The organism is Nocardiopsis ganjiahuensis DSM 45031, assembly GCF_000341085.1.
GTDB classification, from domain to species: Bacteria; Actinomycetota; Actinomycetes; order Streptosporangiales; family Streptosporangiaceae; genus Nocardiopsis; species Nocardiopsis ganjiahuensis.
In genome coordinates this window covers 563,553-581,840 of the sequence record NZ_ANBA01000002.1, presented here as the reverse complement: position 1 = coordinate 581,840, position 18,288 = coordinate 563,553, and the positions used below count along the sequence as shown (strand labels likewise).

Annotated in this window: 17 protein-coding genes; 12 read left to right on the top strand and 5 right to left on the bottom strand. The window is 71.1% G+C overall.

Going from position 1 to position 18,288, the window contains the following annotated elements; genetic code table 11:
• Nucleotides 1-38: 38 nt before the first annotated feature.
• From D458_RS0103195 to D458_RS0103185, 3 genes are all read left to right on the top strand, one after another.
• Nucleotides 39-623 carry a hypothetical protein gene (locus D458_RS0103195; RefSeq protein ID WP_017585281.1) on the top strand — a complete coding sequence of 195 codons (585 nt, stop codon included), beginning with the start codon at nucleotides 39-41 and terminating at the stop codon, nucleotides 621-623.
• Nucleotides 624-1,007: 384 nt separating this feature from the next.
• Nucleotides 1,008-1,175, top strand: coding sequence for a DUF3117 domain-containing protein (locus D458_RS35230; protein ID WP_014909697.1), 168 nt, complete (start codon nucleotides 1,008-1,010; stop codon nucleotides 1,173-1,175).
• Between the two features lie 109 nt (nucleotides 1,176-1,284).
• Nucleotides 1,285-2,775 (top strand): leucyl aminopeptidase, encoded by a 1,491-nt coding sequence (locus D458_RS0103185; RefSeq protein WP_026118951.1) that lies wholly within the window; start codon nucleotides 1,285-1,287, stop codon nucleotides 2,773-2,775.
• Nucleotides 2,776-2,843: 68 nt separating this feature from the next.
• Here the strand turns inward: D458_RS0103185 and D458_RS0103180 are convergent, their stop codons facing one another.
• A complete protein-coding gene (locus tag D458_RS0103180) occupies nucleotides 2,844-3,434 on the bottom strand; it encodes an O-methyltransferase (protein ID WP_017585278.1) in 591 nt (196 codons plus the stop codon).
• Between the two features lie 374 nt (nucleotides 3,435-3,808).
• On the opposite strand from D458_RS0103180, the gene sigE reads away from it, so the two are divergent.
• The 4 genes from sigE to D458_RS0103160 all read left to right on the top strand — a co-directional run bounded on the left by sigE (nucleotide 3,809) and on the right by D458_RS0103160 (nucleotide 7,876).
• The gene (gene sigE / locus D458_RS0103175) at nucleotides 3,809-4,402 is read left to right on the top strand and encodes an RNA polymerase sigma factor SigE (protein WP_017585277.1); all 594 of its coding nucleotides are present in this window, start codon (nucleotides 3,809-3,811) and stop codon (nucleotides 4,400-4,402) included.
• A gap of 2 nt (nucleotides 4,403-4,404) precedes the next feature.
• The gene (locus tag D458_RS0103170; RefSeq protein WP_051049559.1) at nucleotides 4,405-5,139 is read left to right on the top strand and encodes an anti-sigma factor family protein; all 735 of its coding nucleotides are present in this window, start codon (nucleotides 4,405-4,407) and stop codon (nucleotides 5,137-5,139) included.
• Nucleotides 5,136-6,215 carry a sigma-E factor regulatory protein RseB domain-containing protein gene (locus D458_RS0103165; RefSeq protein WP_026118949.1) on the top strand — a complete coding sequence of 360 codons (1,080 nt, stop codon included), beginning with the start codon at nucleotides 5,136-5,138 and terminating at the stop codon, nucleotides 6,213-6,215. Before D458_RS0103170 ends, D458_RS0103165 begins: the two co-directional genes overlap by 4 nt.
• 305 nt (nucleotides 6,216-6,520) lie before the next feature.
• Complete coding sequence (locus D458_RS0103160; RefSeq protein WP_239647872.1) at nucleotides 6,521-7,876, top strand: S1C family serine protease; 1,356 nt, start codon at nucleotides 6,521-6,523, stop codon at nucleotides 7,874-7,876.
• Between the two features lie 97 nt (nucleotides 7,877-7,973).
• Here D458_RS0103160 and D458_RS0103155 read toward each other — a convergent pair whose 3' ends face one another.
• On the bottom strand, nucleotides 7,974-9,113 hold the full coding sequence (locus D458_RS0103155; RefSeq protein ID WP_017585275.1) for an Mrp/NBP35 family ATP-binding protein: 1,140 nt from the start codon (nucleotides 9,111-9,113) through the stop codon (nucleotides 7,974-7,976).
• Nucleotides 9,114-9,518: 405 nt separating this feature from the next.
• On the opposite strand from D458_RS0103155, the gene D458_RS0103150 reads away from it, so the two are divergent.
• Nucleotides 9,519-10,520 carry a CPBP family intramembrane glutamic endopeptidase gene (locus D458_RS0103150; protein ID WP_017585274.1) on the top strand — a complete coding sequence of 334 codons (1,002 nt, stop codon included), beginning with the start codon at nucleotides 9,519-9,521 and terminating at the stop codon, nucleotides 10,518-10,520.
• Here the strand turns inward: D458_RS0103150 and D458_RS0103145 are convergent.
• Nucleotides 10,511-11,002: a GtrA family protein gene (locus D458_RS0103145; RefSeq protein WP_017585273.1), complete on the bottom strand. Its 492-nt coding sequence runs from the start codon at nucleotides 11,000-11,002 to the stop codon at nucleotides 10,511-10,513. The genes D458_RS0103150 and D458_RS0103145 overlap by 10 nt on opposite strands.
• 197 nt (nucleotides 11,003-11,199) lie before the next feature.
• Between D458_RS0103145 and D458_RS0103140 the strand changes: the two genes are divergently transcribed.
• Together D458_RS0103140 and purE are read left to right on the top strand one after the other, a co-directional pair.
• Nucleotides 11,200-12,375 (top strand): 5-(carboxyamino)imidazole ribonucleotide synthase, encoded by a 1,176-nt coding sequence (locus D458_RS0103140; RefSeq protein WP_040702075.1) that lies wholly within the window; start codon nucleotides 11,200-11,202, stop codon nucleotides 12,373-12,375.
• Entirely contained in the window at nucleotides 12,372-12,905 is a 534-nt protein-coding gene (gene purE / locus D458_RS0103135) for a 5-(carboxyamino)imidazole ribonucleotide mutase (RefSeq protein ID WP_017585271.1), read from the top strand. The genes D458_RS0103140 and purE overlap by 4 nt, the downstream gene beginning before the upstream one ends.
• Nucleotides 12,906-13,005: 100 nt before the next feature.
• Here purE and D458_RS0103130 read toward each other — a convergent pair whose 3' ends face one another.
• Complete coding sequence (locus tag D458_RS0103130) at nucleotides 13,006-13,575, bottom strand: TetR/AcrR family transcriptional regulator (protein ID WP_017585270.1); 570 nt, start codon at nucleotides 13,573-13,575, stop codon at nucleotides 13,006-13,008.
• A 69-nt stretch (nucleotides 13,576-13,644) separates the two neighbouring features.
• Between D458_RS0103130 and D458_RS0103125 the strand changes: the two genes are divergently transcribed.
• On the top strand, nucleotides 13,645-15,240 hold the full coding sequence (locus D458_RS0103125; RefSeq protein ID WP_017585269.1) for an MFS transporter: 1,596 nt from the start codon (nucleotides 13,645-13,647) through the stop codon (nucleotides 15,238-15,240).
• 113 nt (nucleotides 15,241-15,353) lie between these two features.
• Complete coding sequence (locus D458_RS32830; RefSeq protein ID WP_083936220.1) at nucleotides 15,354-16,721, top strand: HNH endonuclease signature motif containing protein; 1,368 nt, start codon at nucleotides 15,354-15,356, stop codon at nucleotides 16,719-16,721.
• An 802-nt stretch (nucleotides 16,722-17,523) separates the two neighbouring features.
• On the opposite strand, the gene D458_RS0103110 is transcribed toward D458_RS32830, so the two are convergent.
• On the bottom strand, nucleotides 17,524-18,225 hold the full coding sequence (locus D458_RS0103110; RefSeq protein WP_017585267.1) for a TNT domain-containing protein: 702 nt from the start codon (nucleotides 18,223-18,225) through the stop codon (nucleotides 17,524-17,526).
• Nucleotides 18,226-18,288 lie beyond the last annotated feature (63 nt).

Sequence of the window (18,288 nt, the reverse complement as noted above, 5' to 3'; positions counted from 1 at the left end):
CCGCCGGAGCGGGTGGACCGTCGGTGAGGATGGCGAGGATGGACACAGCAGCCGAACTCCGGGCGGGCTCAGAGGACGGGCCCGGGAACTCCTCCACCCCGGTGCGCCAGATGTCCCTGTGGCCGCCGCCCCGTTCCACCCGGCACAGCGGCAAGCGCCGCCGCCAGTTCACCAAGGCGGCACTGGCCGTGGCCGTGCTCCTGCTGCTCGGGGGCGGGTCCTTCGCGGCCTGGACCTACCTGGGCGACTCCGACGCCGACACGGTCACCACCACGTCCGACCCCGACGAGTTCGTCGGATCGTGGTCGGGACAGATGAACCAGGTCGACACCGACGGGGAGCCCGTCGCCGAGTGGGACGCCCAGGTGCGGATCGAGGAGGGCGCCGAACGCGGCAGCACCGTCTGGACCACCTTCTCCTGCTTCGGGACCCTGGAGCTGTCGGCGCGCGACGGCGACCGGCTGGTGTACTCCTACACCGAGACCTCCGACCCCGAGGACCGTTGTGTCGACGAGTCGGAACTGACGCTCTGGCCCGTTTCGGATGGCGTGGGGCTCAACGCGGAGTGGTCCTCCGTCACCCGTGAGGGAACCCGGATGGTCTCCACCGGCACGTTGGACTGAGCGGAGACCGAGGACGGAAGTCGCAGGCCGGCACCGTCGGGAGGGCTTCGGTCGGCTTCCTGGTTTGACCCGCTGCCCTGGGGCAATAGTCCGTGGGGCCGCTCTCGCTCCGCGCGGGTTTCGGTCGAGACCGATATAACCTTACTGTCCAACGATTCCTCGTTGGCGGGCACTCACGGAGGGACCTGGCTGTCGCCTGGCGCACACCCAGGGGTCAACCTCCGAGATAATGGTCGAAGAGTGATTCACGTCCCTTAAGCCACACGGGCACGAGTCACGCGGAACCGGCCTACGGCTCCGGAGCCGAGACGTTCCAGCGGATCGGCGTCGGTGCTGTGGGTCGGCCCCGGTCACCCGCGAGGAACACCTAGAAAGGGGAATGGCATGGCGGCGATGAAGCCGAGGACCAGCGATGGGCCGATGGAGGTCACCAAGGAGGGCCGCGGCATCATCATGCGGGTCCCGCTCGAGGGCGGCGGCCGTCTGGTCGTGGAGCTCACGCCGGACGAGGCCACCGAGCTTCGGGACGCGCTGCAGGGTGTCGTCGGATAACCGGACACAAACCGTCCCCCACCTGGGCCGGAACGCCCTGATGACCCCCGAGGTTCCACACCTCCCAAACGCGTGAACCTCCCATTGAGTGAACGATTGTGAGCGGCCTGTGCCATTCGCCATGGAGATCCACCCCGTACCGGGGACCCTCGCCGAATCCACCGCGGACCTGCTGGTCCTCCCCGTACTCACGGGCGAGGAAGGCCCCGAGGCGGTCGAAGGGGTCACCGACGGCGGATTGACACAGGTCCTTCCGTCACCGCTCGCGGATCTGTTCGCGCACTACGCGCTCACCGGCAAGCCCGGTGAGCTCTCCCAGTTCCCGGTGTCCCGGGACGGGGGCCTGGTCCGCCTGGCCCTTCTCGGAGTCGGCTCGGGTAGCCCCGACGACCTCCGGAAGGCCGGCGCCGCCCTCTCCCGGGCCGCACGGGGCAACGAGCGCGTCGCCCTCGCCTGGCCGGGCGCGGACGACGCGGCGGCCACGGCCTTCGCCGAGGGCGCCCTGCTCGCCTCCTACACCTTCACGCTCAAGAGCGCCGAGACCCCGGCGGACCAGCGCCCCGCGGGCGTCATCGACGTCGTCGGCGACACCGCGGCCCTGGCCGACGCCCTGACCCGGGGCACCGCCCTGGCCACGGCCACCGCCCTGGCCCGGGACCTGATCAACACCCCCTCGTTGACCAAGGACCCGGAGTGGATGGCCGCCCGGGCGCGCGAGGTGGCCGGCGACGTCGGCCTCGACGTACGCGTCTGGGACGAGAAGGACCTGGAGGGCGCGGGCTTCGGCGCCATCCTCGCTGTCGGTCAGGGTTCGGCCCGGCCGCCCCGGCTGGTGCAGCTGTCCTACACGCCGGAGAACCCCACCGGGCACGTGGTGCTGGTCGGCAAGGGCATCACCTTCGACACCGGTGGTCTCTCGCTCAAGCCCAACGACAACATGAAGCTCATGAAGACCGACATGAGCGGTTCGGCGATCGTGCTGGCCGTCCTGTCGGCGCTGGCGTCCGTGGGGGCGGGGGTCCGGGTCACCGGCCTGCTCGCGCTGGCGGAGAACGCCTTCGGCGGCGACTCCACCCGCATCGGTGACGTGCTGACCACCTACACCGGCAAGACCGTCGAGGTGCTCAACTCCGACGCCGAGGGCCGCCTGGTCCTGGCCGACGCCATGGGCTACGCCAGCACCGAGCTCGACCCGGACGTCCTGGTCGACGTCGCCACCCTGACCGGCGCCGCCAAGCTGGCGCTGGGCACCGGGATCGGCGCGCTGTACGCCACCGACGACACGGTGGCGGCCGAGATCGAGACGGCCGGCCAGGAGTCGGGTGAGCCGCTCTGGCGGATGCCGCTCACGGAGGACTACGTCCCCACCACCGAGTCCCGGGTGGCGGACCTGGCCAACATCGGCACCCGCGGCGGGGACTTCGGCCCGGCCGGCGCCACCGACGCGGCGCTGTTCCTGCGCGAGTTCACCGGCGGCCTGCCCTGGGCCCACCTGGACATCGCCGGTCCGGGCCGGTCCATGAAGGAGAGCGGCCTGCTCTCCAAGGGCGGAACGGCCTTCGCCACCCGGACCCTGCTGCGCTGGCTCGCCCGGAAGTAGGTCCGCGAACGGAAGGGGCCCGGACGGAAGAGGTCTTCCGGCCGGGCCCTCGGCGTCTCCGCTGCGCCCTACGGGCGGATCGCCGCGAGCAGGCCCTCGCCGACCGGGACCAGCAGGGGGATGAACGCCTCGTCCTCCCGCATCCGCTGCATCACCTCACGCACGGCGACCTCCGCCGGACCCGGGACCCGCAGCGGGCCGTCCGGCTCGCCCGAGGCCGTCATGACGTTGTTGAACACCACGACCCCGCCCGGGCGCAGCAGCCGCAGCGCCTCCTCCAGGTAGGCCGGGTAGGAGACCTGGTCGGCATCGACCGTCACCATGTCGTAGCCGCCGTCGGTCAGCCGGGGCAGCACCTCCAGCGCCGTACCGCGGATCAGGCGGGCCCGCCCCGCACCGAAACCCGCCCGGGAGAGGGCCGATCGCGCGTAGTCCTGGTAGGCGGCGTTGACGTCCACCGTCGTCAGGATCCCCTCCGGGGCCATCCCCCGCAGCAGCCAGATCGCCGACGTCCCGCACCCGGTGCCGATCTCCACCACCGATCTGGCCCCTATCGCGGCGGTGAGGAACCGCAGCGCGGCCCCCGTCGCCGCGTCCACGGGCGGTGCCGCGGCACGGACCCCCGCGTCGTAGGCGTCCGCCAGAGGACCATCGCCCATGGCGGACTCCTCGAACCGAGCCTGCTCGGTCCGGACCCACGCGGTCCGGGCGACGCTCTCTTCTGCGCTGATGACGGCCTCCCAAGTACTGCTGAATATCGTGGCCAGGCGCTCTGACCGGGGGATGGTCACCCACCGTAGAATGGCGGTCGCGTCCAGGTATTGTCCCTGGGCAAAAGACTAGCCTGATCCGGTCGGAACTCCGAGTGTGGCGACGGGAACTTAATCGGCGTCCCCCGGCGTTGAATCGGGATGAACGCACGTTGATCGCCACGAAGTAAACTCCCCCCGACCGACCCCCGTGTGAAGGATCGGCTCGTGGAGTGGATCAGCGGGACGAAGGGAGCAGCGCGGTGCCAGAGACCGGCCCAGCCGTGGAGTTCGAGGCATGGGAACCCCCGAGCTGGGAAGAGGTCGTGCGCGTTCACTCGCCGCGGGTCTACCGGCTGGCCTATCGCCTCACCGGGAACAAGCACGACGCCGAGGACCTCACCCAGGAGGTCTTCATCCGTGTGTTCCGCTCCCTCGCCAACTACACCCCCGGAACCTTCGAGGGGTGGCTCCACCGCATCACCACCAACCTCTTCCTCGACATGGCCCGGCGCAAGGCCCGCATCCGCTTCGAGGGTCTGGCCGACAACGCCGACGAACGCCTGGAGGGCCGCGAGCCCTCACCGGCCCAGCGCTACCACGACCGGCACTTCGACGCCGACATCCAGAGCGCGCTGGACGCCCTGCCCGCCGAGTTCCGCGCCCCCGTCGTGCTGTGCGACATCGAGGGGCTCTCCTACGAGGAGATCGCGGCGACCCTCGACGTCAAGCTCGGCACCGTCCGCAGCCGTATCCACCGGGGCCGTGCCCAACTCCGCCGCGCCCTGGAGCACCGCAGGTCCCTGGCGGCCGAGAACGACGGCCCCGGCGGACCCCGGAACGGTGGAACCAACGTGATGCACGGGGAGGCGGAGTGAGCATGGACCACCTCGGGGAGCGCCTCTCGGCGCTCATCGACGGGGAACTGGGCGCGGCCGAACACGAGCGCGCCCTCATCCATCTGGCCAAGTGCGAGTCGTGCCGCTTCGAGGCCGACATGATGCGCCGGCTCAAGCGCCGGCTCACCGGGCTCGGCGAACCCGAACCCGACATGGACTTCATGGGCCGCCTGATGTCCCAGCCCGGCCTGGGCGGCCCGGCCGCGGGTCCCGGCGGCAGACCCGGTGACCGGGGTGATGGAGGCCCCTCCGACCCGCCCCCGAACAGCCCTTTCGGGTCCAGCCCGCCACTGGGACACTCCCGCCCTCTCGGTGGGTTCCCCGGGGGTGGGCCCCTGATGGCGGGCCCGACCGGGTCGAGCACCGAGCAGGGGAGCGGCCCGCGCACCCGGCCGGAGCGGCACGTTCCGCCGCGGCCCGAACGCCAGGGCGGCGCCGACCGGTTCTCCGGCCTGCTGCCGCACTTCTCCGGCGGGCGCTACGCGGTCGCCGGGCTGGCGGTGGCAACGGCGCTCCTGGGGAGCGCGTTCGTGGCGGGCGGTGAGGGCGAGGACGCCCCGGTGGTGGAACCCCACCTGACCGACTTCGCGGTCGAGCACGCGGTGACCAGCCGCCAGATCCCGGTCGTGGAACCGCTGCCCGCGGACCGCCCGCCGTTCGAGCCCCTGCCCGTCGCGGCCGAGCGCCCCTCGGCGTCGACCGACACGACCCGTTGAGGGCTGGGCACCCCTCTTCCGGCCCGAACTCCGGTCCCGCTTCCGTCGTCGCCGCGCTGTTGTGCGTCCTCGTGCTGACCGGTGCGGTGCACCCGGACGCGACCTCGGTCCCGGCCAAGGGTGAGGACGACGGCATGGCCGTGCTGCAACGCGCGGCCGCCGCCAACAACCGGGTGGCCTACAGCGCCGTCCGTGAGGTGCGGGGCCCGCAGAACAGCGACCGGGACGGGGTCGACGTGCACGTGGTCAACCGCCCCGGCGCCGGCGTGGCCATGTCGCCGACGGCCGGAGAGGGCGAGAACGGGGAACAGGCCTTCGTCGTGCTGGCCTCCTCCGCCCTGGAGTCCCTCGACGAGCGCCTGCTGGACGCGTTGGAAGAGAACTACCACGTGGTGGACACGGGCCCCGGCCGCCTCGACGGCCGCCCGGCCCACCTGGTGGAGGTGCTGCGCGCGGACTCCACCGTCGCCGGGCGCTTCTGGGTGGACACCGAGACAGACCTGCTCCTCGGCCACACCGTGTACGACCGGGCGGGCGAACCGGCCTTCAGCAGCCACCTCACCGACCTCAGCCTGGGCGAGGGCGCCTGGCCGGACGAGGTCCTCGGGGACTCCCCCTGGGGCGACGCGCTCAACAGCGAGGAGCGCAGCGACCTGCGCGAGGCGGGCTGGGTGATGCCCGAGAACCTGACCTGGAACCTCAGGCTGGTCGACGCCCGCGCCAAGCGCTACGAGGGCGAGCAGGTCGTGCACGCCGTCTACTCGGACGGGCTCTCCCAGGTGTCGGTCTTCACCCAACGTGGCAAGCTGGGAACCGAACATCCCTCCACACTTCGTAACGGATACGCCGGAACCGGAACGGGGGGAGGCGGCGTCACAACAGGGCACGACACGATCTTCGGCGGAGACGTGGGCCAGTACCAGAGCGTGTGGCAGGCGAACGGTTTCGTCTACACCGTCCTGGCCGACGCCCCCGCGGACCTGGCCTCATCAGCGGTGACCGCGCTGCCGGGGCCCGAGGACTCCGGCTTCTGGGCCAGGGTGCTGAGAGGTCTGTCCCGGTTGGGTCTCCTGTAGGGGCCTGGCCGACCGGCGGAGCGTCTGCCGAGCCGAAAGCCAAGCGACATACGGAGCAGGTCTTGAGTCAGGACAACGACCGTTCGGAGCCCGCTGAGGGGTGGACCCCTTCGCCGAACGGCGGCGTACCCCAGCGAGGTGTGCCGGACACGCCCGCCACGGGGCAGGCGCCCGCGGAACCCCCGTCGCGGCCCACCGGCGCGTGGATCGCTCCGCCCCACCCCCAGGGAGGCCGCCCTCCCCAGCCCGAACGTCCCGTGAACCAGGGCACCACCCAGGGTTCGACCCCCGGCAGCGGAGACCCCATGCACCCCAACCCGTCCTCCCCGGAAGACCCCACCGGCTACAACCAGGGCCAGCACCCCCAGCAGGGGCAGTCCGGCCAGTACGGACAGACCCCCCACCAGGCCCCGCAGACTCCGCAGGCCCCACAGGCCCCGCAGGGGCAGCCGTCCTACCAGGGGCAGCCCTCCCAGCAGGGCTCCCAGAGCCACGGACACTTCGCCGTGCCCCCCGGCGCCCCGGCGACCCAGTACGGCCAGCCCGCCCCGGCCCCCGGGACGATCTCCGCGAAGCGCGGGATCCCCGCCTGGGCGGCGCTGAGCGGCATGCTGGTCGTCGCCCTCATCGCGGGCGGCGCGGGCGGGCTCGCCGGCGGCCTGCTCAGCTCCTCGGGCGAGCAGGAGGCCCCGCCTCCCCAGGAGGGGCCGATCATCAACGAGCCCCCTCCCGAGGCGCCCGAGCGCGCCCCCGACACCATCGCGGGTGTGGCCCAGCGGGTCAGCCCGAGCGTGGTCTCCCTGCGCAGCGCGGGCGGCCGCGTCGGGGCGAGCGGTTCGGGTTTCGTCATCGAGGGCGACTACGTGGTCACCAACGACCACGTCTCCGCGCCCCTCGAGGAGGACGGGATCATCATCGAGTACAGCGACGGCAAGTTCAGCCTGGGCACGGTGGTCGGCTCCGACCCCAGCTCCGACCTGGCCGTGCTGGAACTGGAGGATCCCAACGACGTCGAGCCGCTGGAGTTCGGCAACTCGGACGAAGCGGTCGTCGGCGACGAGGTCATCGCGATCGGTGCGCCCCTGGGCCTGGCCGGGACGGTCACCCAGGGCATCATCAGCGCCGTGGAGCGGCCGGTCAGCTCGGACCAGGGCGAGAGCCAGTTCTTCGCCCTCCAGACCGACGCGGCGATCAACCCCGGCAACTCCGGCGGCCCCCTCGTGGACATCCAGGGGCGGGTCATCGGGGTCAACTCGATGATCGTCACCATGGGCGGCGGCACCATGGGCGAGCAGCCGGGCGGCAACATCGGCCTCGGCTTCGCGATCCCCTCCACCGAGGCCGAGCAGGTCGTCAACCGGATGATCGACCACGGTGAGACCACCTACGCGGACCTCGGGGTCACCTACGACCAGGAGAGCCCGGTCATCGGCGCGGTCATCGACGACGGTCCGAACGCCGTCGAGACCGGAGGCCCCGCCGACGAGGCCGGGCTGGAGCCGGGCGACGTGATCGTCAGCTTCGACGGCCGCAGGGTCAACTCCCACGGCGAGCTCCAGGCCATGGTGCGGGACCGCGAGCCGGGCGACGAGGTCGAGCTGGAGTACGAGCGGGACGGCGAACGGGAGACCGTCAACGTCACCCTCGGCTCGGCCGACTGACCCGCGGCTGCCGGTCCGGGCGACACGACGGCCCCCGAGTCCAGGACTCGGGGGCCGTACGCGTGTCTTCCAGCCGACCTTCGGGAGCGGTCGGTCGTCAGCGACCGGCGGGGGAGATGCCCAGCTGCATCCCGGCCAGCCCGCGGGGCTTGCCGACCAGCTTCTCGGAGATCGAGACGAGCACCTTGCTGGCCTCGGCGTCGGGGTGGGTCAGAACCAGCGGCTGGCCCACGTCGCCGCCCTCGCGCAGACGGGTGTCCAGCGGCACCTGCCCCATGAGCGGGATCTCGGCGCCGAGGGTCTTGGTCAGGGCGTCGGCGACCTTCTGGCCACCGCCCTGGCCGAAGAGGTAGACGGGATCGCCGCCGTCCTCCGGCTGGTAGTAGGACATGTTCTCGATGACACCGGCGATGCGCTGGTGCGTCTGGGCGGTGATGGCGCCCGCGCGCTCGGCGACCTCGGCCGCGGCCTGCTGGGGCGTGGTGACCACGATCAGCTCGGCGCCCGGGAGCATCTGCGCGACGGAGATCGCGATGTCACCGGTGCCCGGGGGCAGGTCCATCAGCAGGACGTCCAGGTCACCCCAGAAGACGTCGGAGAGGAACTGCTGGAGGGCGCGGTGCAGCATCGGTCCGCGCCACACCACCGGGGTGTTGCCCTCGGTGAACATGCCCACCGAGATGACCTTGATGTTGTGGGCCGTCGGCGGGAGGATCATGTCCTCGACCTTGGTCGGGAAGTCCGACGCACCGAGCATGCGCGGCACCGAGTGGCCGTAGATGTCGGCGTCGACGACGCCCACCTTGTGACCCTGGGCCGCGAGCGCGGCGGCGAGGTTCACGGTGACGGACGACTTGCCGACACCGCCCTTGCCCGAGGCGACCGCGTAGACCTTGGTGAGGGAGTTCGGCTTGGCGAAGGGGATCTCCTTCTCCGCCTGGCCGCCGCGGAGCTTGGTCTGGAGCTCCTTGCGCTGTTCCTCGTTCATGACGTCGAGTTCGACGGTGACCTTGGTGACGCCGGCGACCTTGGTCACCGCTGCCGTCACGTCCTTTTCGATGCGGCCCTTCATCGGGCAGCCGGCCACCGTGAGGTAGATACCGACGTGCACGGCACCGTCGTCGCCGATCTCGACGCTCTTGACCATGCCGAGGTCGGTGATGGGACGGTGGATCTCCGGGTCTTGCACCGTGGCCAGGGCTTCGTGGACCTGCTCGGTGGTTGGTGTGGAGGACATGTGCTCAATCGTAGGTCAGCGGGACGGGGTACTCGGCCTGTGGTGTCACTCGCAGGACCACCAGTTCCAACAGGGGGCGCACCGTGCGCTATTCCGTCCGGGGCCCGCTCCCGCAGGGCCTGTGGCGCACCCGCTGCGTACCGCGACCAGGCGTTAAAGGCGTGGCCTTAACGCAGGCAATACATGCCCGGATAGTAGTCTCGGCGCACGATGGGAAATGTGCCGCCACCGCCTGGTTCGTCCTGGCCCGCCGCGCCTGAGGGGCCGGAGGGGCAGACTTCCGGTGGTTACACCCAGGAGCAGACCTGGGCCTGGCCGCCCGGCGGGGCGAGGTCGACCCCGCCCGGCGGGCACCCCGCGCTGACCCCGGACCCGTCGGTGTGGGCTTGGCCACCACCGCGTCCGGTGCGGTCGAGCCAGTTCGCCTGCGCGGAGATCCCCGAAGGTGAGTCCTATCACAGGCTCGCCCGGACCCCGCGCTTCCGCTGGTGGGTGTTCCCGCTCTCGCTCCTGGTCTTCACGGTCCTGCTGTTCTTCCTGTGGGTCGGCGTCCTGGTCGTGATGACGATCGTCGCGATCCTCGGCGGCAGCGGTCTGGCCCCCGACTCGGTCCGGGTGGGGGAGATCGCCGGACTGGCCTTCGGACTGTCGGCCATCGCACTGCTCGTACCGGTGACACTCTTCGTGGTCCGCGTGGTGCAGTGGCGCCGGACCGGCGCGCTGTTCTCCGTCGCGGGCCGGATGCGCTGGCGCTGGCTGGCCCGCTGCGTGTTCACCGCGGCGGTCCCCCTCACCGCGGGCGCCATGCTGCTCCTGGTCCTGTCCGGCGGTACGCCCGCCGACGGCCCGGTCTCCGTCAACTACGGGAGCGCCGAGGCCCTCGCGGCGGCGGTGCTCGTGATCGTGCTCCTGGTGCCGTTCCAGTCCGCGGCCGAGGAGATGACCGTGCGCGGGCTGGTCATGCAGCTCGTGGGATCGCTCGGATCACCCGGCGGCGACAGCTCCTTCGCCCGGGTGCTGCGCTCGCCGTGGCCCGCCGTCCTGGCGGGCGGGACCCTGTTCGCCGCCCTGTACGCGTCCACCCACCCGGGGCACCTGTGGGCCACGGTGTCCCTGGCCGTCTTCGGCCTGGGCATGGCCTGGCTGACCTGGCGTACCGGCGGCCTGGAGGCCGCGATCGGCCTGCACGTGGTCAACAGCCTCGTCCAGCTCTCCCTGTGCGCCGTCGAGGGCCGCCTGTCCGAGGTCGGCACGGGCGTGGTGATCGGCAGCGGCCTGCCGGTGGGCACCAACACCCCGACGACCCTGGTCCTGACGGTCGTCCAGGTCGGCCTCTACCTGCTGCTGGTCACGGGCCTGGCCCGCCGACACGGCGTCGCCCGCCGCAGCGCCACCACTCAGCCCTGAGTCCGGGGCACCCCGTCGCCCTCGGGGACGCCGTCCCCCGCTTCCGTCTCCGGCTGCGGAGGGAAGACCCAGGTGCGGTAGGAGAAGAAGCGGAACAGGGTGCCCAGGCCGACCCCCACGACGTTGCCGGAGATGTTCTGCGCGAGGGCGCCGTCGAGGCCGAGCACGTAGAGGGAGAAGGCCTGGCAGCCCACCTGGACGAGCATGCCCACGCCGTTCATCACCAGGAACAGGAAGGTCTCCCGGCCGTAGCCGGTACGGGCCCGGTCGCCGAAGGTCCAGAACCGGTTGCCGACGAAGGCCACCGCGATCGCGCACAGGGTGCCCAGCACCTGCCCGGTCATCACCTGCACGCCGCCGGCCCACAGCAGGTTGGTCGCGATCAGCTGCACGGCGTAGGCCACGGCGCCGACCGAGCCGAACTTGCCGACCTCGGCGGCCAGCCCGGCCAGCCGGGGGCGTCGGGAGAGGAACTCACGCATGGCCTGAGCCTTCCGGTCCTGGTGGGGGTCGCGGCGGTGGGGGAGTGGGCCTTGAGGCCGACGCACCCGCACGCTCTAGACTCTAGCCGGGGGCTTCGACAGACACCCCGGCCGCGGGTTCCGAGCCGAACGGCCAGGGTCCGCCGTGCGCGGATCCGCCCCGCATCCGCGGTTGACGAGCATTGAGTTGAGGAACTGTGAGCGAGCGTAACCGCATCGTCCCCCGCGTGGGAATGGTGGGCGGAGGGCAACTCTCCCGGATGACCCACCAGGCGGGCATCGGCCTGGGAGTGGACTTCTCCGTCCTGGCCGCCGACCCCGCCGACAGCGCGGCCCTGGTCTGTGGTGACGTCACCCTCGGCGACGACCGCGGGTTGGACGACGTCCTGGCCTTCGCCAAGGCCCACGACGTGGTCACCTTCGACCACGAGCACGTGCCCGAACCGGTCCTGCGGGCCGTGGAGGAGGCGGGCGGGCTGCTGCGCCCCGGCCGCGACGCCCTCCGCTTCGCCCAGGACAAGCTGCGCATGCGCACCCGCATGGCCGAGCTGGAGGCCCCCTCACCGCGTTGGCGGGCGGTGACCACCCTCGACCACGTCACCGGGTTCGCCGAGGGCGCCGAGGGCGAGGCGGGGACCGGCTGGCCGGTCGTGCTCAAGGCCGCGCGCGGCGGTTACGACGGCAAGGGCGTGTGGGTCGTCGACGGCCCCGAGGAGGCCCGCGAGGTCGTGGACCGCGCCGCCGCGGAGGAGGTGCCGCTCCTGGCCGAGGAGAAGGTGGACTTCAGCCGTGAACTGGCCGTCCAGGTGGCGCGTTCCCCGCACGGCCAGGTCGCCGTCTACCCGGTCGTGGAGACGGTGCAGCGCGGCGGGATCTGCCACGAGGTGATCGCCCCCGCGCCGAACCTGTCCGAGACCAAGGCCCTGCGCGCCCAGCAGCTGGCCATCGAGATCGCCCAGGCCCTGGACGTCACCGGTGTGCTGGCGGTAGAGCTGTTCGAGACCGCCGACGACGTGGTCGTCAACGAGTTGGCCATGCGCCCGCACAACTCCGGTCACTGGAGCATCGAGGGTGCCCGGACGTCCCAGTTCGAGCAGCACCTGCGCGCGGTCCTGAACCTGCCCCTGGGGTCGCCGCGCACCAACGCCCCCTACACCGTCATGGCCAACCTGCTGGGCGGTGAGGACCCCGACGTCTACCGCCGCTACCTGCACGTCATGGCCAAGGATCCCGAGGTGAAGGTGCACTTCTACGGCAAGGACGTGCGTCCGGGCCGCAAGATCGGGCACGTCACCGTGATGGGTGACGACCACCAGGACCTGCTGGAGCGTGCCCGCGACGCCGCCGGCTATCTGCGAGGAGATCAGAAGTGACCGAGAACAAGCCCGTGGTGGGCATCGTGATGGGTTCCGACTCCGACTGGCCGGTGATGCGCGACGCGGCCGAGGCGCTGAAGGAGTTCGGGGTCCCCTTCGAGGCCGACGTGGTCTCAGCGCACCGCATGCCGAACGAGATGATCGCCTACGGGACCGAGGCGGCCGGGCGCGGCCTGAAGGCGATCATCGCCGGCGCGGGCGGCGCGGCCCACCTGCCCGGGATGCTGGCCTCGGTCACCACCCTGCCGGTGATCGGCGTTCCCGTCCCGCTCAAGTACCTGGACGGCATGGACTCGCTGCTGTCCATCGTGCAGATGCCCGCCGGGGTCCCCGTGGCCACGGTCGCGGTGGGCGCGGCCCGCAACGCCGGCCTGCTGGCGGTGCGCCAGCTCGCCGCGCACGACCCGGAGCTGGCCGAGCGCATGGCCAAGTTCCAGGAGGAGCTCAAGGAGCAGGCGCACGCCAAGGGTGAGCGACTGCGCCGCGAGGTGTCCGACAGCGGCTCGACCATGGGCTTCGGTTTCTAGGACCGCCTGATCGGCCCCCGGGCCCCGGTGCCGTCGGCGCCGGGGCCCGGTCGTTTCCGCCCGTCCGCTTCCGGGGCGGGGCGCCGTGCGGGATCCGGCTTCAGTGTTCGGCCAGGAGGGTGCGCATACCCTCCATCGCCTGGTCGACGGTGGGCAGCGCGTCGGGGTCGATGAGGTACTGGAGCACGTATCCGGTGACGGCGTTGTAGATCGTCGAGCCCAGCCCGGTGACGACGTCCGGGGCGACCTGGTCGGAGGGCACTCCCAGGACCAGTGCGGCCAGTTCGCGGCGCCCCTCGCCGATCCCGGCCCGCAGCGCCGCGCGGACGTCCTCGTCGAACTGCGCCTGGGCGAAGGCCTGGACACTCGCCACCAGGAGGTCGCGCTGGTCGGGGAGGGTCGCGAACAGCGCCGTGAGCAGGACCCGGGCCCGTTCCTCGGGGCTCTCGGTGACGGCCTCCCGGACGGCCTTCTCGAAGACGTCGCCCCAGTCGCTGGTCGCTTCGAGGACCGCGGTGTTCATGAGGTTGTCCTTGGATCCGAAGTGGTATCCGATGGACGCCAGGTGCGCGCCCGAGGCCGCGGCGATGTCCCGGGCGGTGGTCTTGCTGTAGCCCTTCTCCGCCAGGCACTTCTTCGCGCCCGCCAGCAGGTCCTCACGTTGGCTCATGCGCACACCCTAGCATTTTGACGTACGTACATATTGACGGCCGATTTGTACGCACGTACGATCAAACACATGGACAAGACCACCCCACATGCCGCACCCGAACGCGCCACCGGCCGCACCTGGATCGGGCTGGCGCTGCTCCTGATCCCCGCGCTGCTGGTCTCCATGGACCTGTCGGTGCTCTTCGTCGCCGCGCCCGCCATCACACAGGACCTCGACCCCAGCGGTACCCAGTGGCTGTGGATGATGGACGTCTACGGCTTCGTCCTGGCCGGACTGCTCATCACCATGGGCAGCCTCGGCGACCGGATCGGCCGCAAACGACTCCTGCTCGTCGGCGCCCTGGCCTTCGGAGCCGCCTCCGCGCTGCTGGCCCTCGCCACCAGCCCGGAGCTGTTCATCCTCGGCCGCGCGCTGCTCGGTATCGGCGGCGCCACACTCGCCCCGTCCACGCTCTCGCTCATCCGGGCCCTGTTCACCGACCCCGCCCAGCGCCGCTCCGCCATCGGCCTGTGGACCGTCGCCTTCACCGGCGGCGCGGTCATCGGCCCGATCATCGGGGGCGTGCTGCTGGAGTTCTTCCGCTGGGGCTCGGTCTTCCTGATCAACCTGCCGTTCATGGCCCTGCTGCTCCTGGCCGCCCCGTTCCTGCTGCCGGAATTCCGCAGCCCCGCGAAAGCCTCCTTCGACCTGCTCGGCTCGGCGACCTCGCTCGTCGCGATCCTCAGCCTGGTCTACGCCGCCAAGCGCCTCGCCGAGTACGGCGCGGACGGAACCGCCGTGTCCGCCCTCGTCGCCGGGGCGGCGTTCCTCGCCGTCTTCGTCCTGCGTCAGAGGAGCGCTCGCAACCCGCTCATCGACGTCTCCCTGTTCACCCGGCCCGCCTTCGCCGCTTCGGTCACGGGCAACACCGCCGTCGCCTTCGCGATGGCCGGCCTGGGGCTGCTCGCCTTCACCTTCCTCCAGGTCGTGCACGGGCTCAGCCCGCTGACCGCCGCCCTGTACGCCCTGCCCACCATCCTCGGCACCGTCCTCGGAGCGACCTTCGCGGGCCTGCTCGCCGACCGCGTCCGCCCCGCCCCGCTCATGGGCCTGGGACTGGCTGTGGGAGCCGTGGGCTTCACGATCGTCGGCACGGTCGGCACCGGCGGTGGCGCGGTCCCCTTCCTGGCGGGATACGTCGTGGTCACCTTCGGCATCGGGGTGGTGGCGACCCTGGCCAACACCCTGGTCCTGGCCACCGCCCCGCCCGAGCGCGCCGGGGCCGCCGCCGGGGTGTCCGAGACCAGCACCGAACTCGGCGCGGCCCTGGGCATCGCCACCCTGGGAACCATCGCCACCTCGGCCTACCGCTCCGGCATGGAACAGAACCTGCCCGGTGCGGGCGACGCCGCCCTCGAAACCGTCGCCGGAGCCGCCGCCACCGCCGACCACCTCCCGGGCCCCGAAGCCGCGGCACTCCTGGACACGGCCTTCACCGCCTACACCTCCGGCATCGCCGCCGCCGCCCTCACCGGCGCGGCGGTGCTCGCCGGGGTGACGGTCCTGGCCCTGGTCGCCCTCCGGAGACTGCCGCCCGGAACCGAGACCCCGGCCCACGGCGATGCCGCGGCCGGCCACACGTCCCAGCGAAACAGTGACCCTTTGTTTAACACGCCGGAGTGACCTTTTTCGAGTTATCCACAGGCCCCGAGCGGGCTATTTTCGGGAGAACCGGCAATAGTTTCATATCCCTCAAGGAAGATCCTTTTCCAGGGCTGAATCCATACAATGGATCCATGACTTCTTCTCAGGCGTACGGCAGCGGAAAGGCGGGCGACGCGCCCGCTGTGGCCGCGATGCGCCACGCCGCCGAAGAGGTCACCCAGCTCATGGACGAGGAGCTGTCGGTCGGGGCTGTGGCCGGGATGCTGGACGTCACCTGCGAGTTGTGGGACCTGATGGACCAGTGCAAACTCCGCGTCCTGCTGCGCCTGGCCCGGATCCACGCCTCGGGCGACCTCGCCGAGGTCGGGGGACAGGGAACGCTGGCCCGGTGGATCACCCACGCCCTACGGGTACCCCAGCGCGAAGCCTACGCCCTGGCCGTGCTCGCCCAGTTGCTTTTCGGGGACAAGCTTCCCGAAACGCGCAAAGCATTGGACGCGCACTCCCTTTCCGTGGGGGAGGCCGCCACGATCGCGAAAGCGGTGGAGCGGGCCACCAAAAACCGCGACAAGCGCAAGTTCGAGGACGCGGACCGGTTCCGGCAGAGGATGGACGCCGGAATCATGGCCGCCAAGAAGAACAACCCGACGCTGTCCTCGAACGAACTGCTGCGCACGGGCCGGGACGTGGCGGCCGAGCTCGACCCCACCCGGGTGGAGGACCAGCACAGGAAGGCCTACGACAACCGCCGCGCCGATCTGGCCCGTACGTTCGAGGGCTCCTACTACCTGCAGACCTGGGGCCCGGACGCGGACGCCGAACTGATCGAGAAGGCTCTGGCGGCGTTCAGCAAGCCGCACGACTCCGACAAGCCCGAGGTGTCCAAGGCCGAGCGGGTCTATGACGGGTTCATGGCCATGGTCAAGGCCGCCCTGGGTCACCAGAACTGCACCAAGCCCCCGGGCCCGCTGGCGATGATCAACATCACCGTGCCGTTGGACGTGTTCAACGGCCGGCGCAAGGCCCGCGCCGAGGCCGCCGCTGCCCAGGACGGGAAGCCGGGTTCACCCGGGTTCGCGACCACCCAGGACGGCCAGGTGATGGCGATGGAGGCGGTGTGGAAGATGGCCCCGGACAGTGTCCTGCGCCGGGTCATCACCGACCCCACCTCCGGCAAGCCCCTGGACGTGGGGCACGGGGTACGCAGCGCACCGGAGCAGATCCGGACCGCGGCCAACCACGGCCACACCACCTGTGCCTGGGCGCAGGGGTGTGACGTGCCCATCAGCGGCACCGAAGCGGACCACATCCACTCCTACTCCCGGGGCGGGAAGACCAGCGCAGACAACATCCAGCCGCTGTGCTCCTTCCACAACCGGCTCAAGTACCGGCGGGAGAAGAACCCGCACCGCACCAAGTGGAACGGCCGCCCCCGCCGCCGACCCCCGGATCCGGACCCGCCCCCGGACGCCCCACCGGACCCAGCGCCCCGGGAATGAGAGCCAAATCCTCACCCCGCCGAGCCCACCCGAGAGGAGGCCGTCCATGCCCACCGCTCCGAACCTCCACCATCCCTGCCCCTGCGACACGCGTGCCGGTGCGCGCGGGTGTGGAGATCCTGCTGTCTTCGCCGCTGCTTTTTCGTTGCCCACTGTGATCAGCCGCGACACGAGACCCGGTGTGCGCGGGTGTGGAGATCCTGCTGTCTTCGCCGCTGCTTTTTCGTTGCCCACCGCGACCGGCCGCGACACGAGACCCGGTTCGCGCAGGTCTGGGGACCCTGCTGTCTTCGCCGCTGCTTTTTCGTTGCCCACCGCGACCGGCCGCGACACGAGACCCGGTTCGCGCAGGTCTGGGGACCCTGCTGTCTTCGCCGCTGCTTTTTCGTTGCCCACCGCGACCGGCCGCGACACGAGACCCGGTTCGCGCAGGTCTGGGGACCCTGCTGTCTTCGCCGCTGCTTTTTCGTTGCCCACCGCGACCGGCCGCGACACGAGACCCGGTTCGCGCAGGTCTGGGGGAGCTCGGCCCTTCGCCGCCGCTTTCCGTTGCTCACCTTGATCGGCCGCGACACGAGGTTCGGTCTGCGCAGGGCTGGAGGAGCCCGGGCTTTCGCTGCCGCTTTTCCGTTGCCCACCGCGACCGGCCGTGCCCCGGCCGGTCGTCGATCATCGACCGGGTCCGCCGGCTCGCCGGAGAGGGTCTGTAGCCCCAAGCTGCGTGGGTTCAGGACGGCTTTCTCGACGAGCTGGCGGACCGGGTGAGCTGGAGTCGCGCCCATCGGGCGCTGTTCACGCAGGGCTAGGCGCTCAGTTCGTAGCCCTCGGGCAGGACGCATTCCTCGGTGGGGCGCTGGTCGAGGTAGCCCCACTCGAGAAGGTCGTTGACCGGGACGTAGCCGTCTCCTTCGGCCTCGGGAACCTCCTCGGCCGGGACCAGGAGCTGCTCGCCGCCGCCGGGCTGTTCGAAGTGCGGGGCGATCGGGCCCACCCACGCGGAGACCGGCTGCGCGACCTCGTAGCAGTTGTAGTTGTGCTCGGCGCCGTCCGGCCAGGTGTTCAGGGAGTTCGGCGGGAGCGCCCGCTGCTCGTAGGGGGCGCCCGCCGGGGCCAGGAACGAACCCCACGGGGAGCCGAAGCGGTCCAGCATCCAGCCCTCGGGAAGCTCCTGGAGCTCCTTCAGCGGCTGGCCGTCGACCACCACGAAACCGTCGTGCTCGGGGTAGTCCCAACTGCCATCGACGGTCCACCAGCGGTCCAGGAACTCGACGGGGGAGAGGCCGCCGAACCGGTCGTACCCCTCGACCAGACTGCCCACCGGGCCGTCCTCGGGCAGCTCGGCCGGGCCGAGGCGGGTGTCGCCGCACAGGTAACGCTCCAGGTCCTGCGCGCTGGGCGGCGGGACCAGCACCGGGCACTCCGAGACGGTCTCGGCGGCGGTGGCCGGGCTCGCGGCCATCAGCAGGAGGAGAGCGGTACCTGCCAGCACGGAAAACTTCAGCATCGGACTCCGTTCATTTTGACTCAGGGTCAGTAAATGATTACGGAGAGAAGTTAATCATGTGCG

Coding starts and splice junctions, on each gene's coding strand:
- D458_RS0103170 (WP_051049559.1), top strand. CDS start 4,405: ATGGACCACCTCGGGGAGCGCCTCTCGGCGCTCATCGACGGGGAACTG.
- D458_RS35230 (WP_014909697.1), top strand. CDS start 1,008: ATGGCGGCGATGAAGCCGAGGACCAGCGATGGGCCGATGGAGGTCACC.
- D458_RS0103130 (WP_017585270.1), bottom strand. CDS start 13,575: ATGAGCCAACGTGAGGACCTGCTGGCGGGCGCGAAGAAGTGCCTGGCG.
- D458_RS0103160 (WP_239647872.1), top strand. CDS start 6,521: ATGCACCCCAACCCGTCCTCCCCGGAAGACCCCACCGGCTACAACCAG.
- D458_RS0103110 (WP_017585267.1), bottom strand. CDS start 18,225: ATGCTGAAGTTTTCCGTGCTGGCAGGTACCGCTCTCCTCCTGCTGATG.
- D458_RS0103145 (WP_017585273.1), bottom strand. CDS start 11,002: ATGCGTGAGTTCCTCTCCCGACGCCCCCGGCTGGCCGGGCTGGCCGCC.
- D458_RS0103155 (WP_017585275.1), bottom strand. CDS start 9,113: ATGTCCTCCACACCAACCACCGAGCAGGTCCACGAAGCCCTGGCCACG.
- D458_RS32830 (WP_083936220.1), top strand. CDS start 15,354: ATGACTTCTTCTCAGGCGTACGGCAGCGGAAAGGCGGGCGACGCGCCC.
- D458_RS0103180 (WP_017585278.1), bottom strand. CDS start 3,434: ATGGGCGATGGTCCTCTGGCGGACGCCTACGACGCGGGGGTCCGTGCC.
- D458_RS0103125 (WP_017585269.1), top strand. CDS start 13,645: ATGGACAAGACCACCCCACATGCCGCACCCGAACGCGCCACCGGCCGC.
- D458_RS0103195 (WP_017585281.1), top strand. CDS start 39: ATGGACACAGCAGCCGAACTCCGGGCGGGCTCAGAGGACGGGCCCGGG.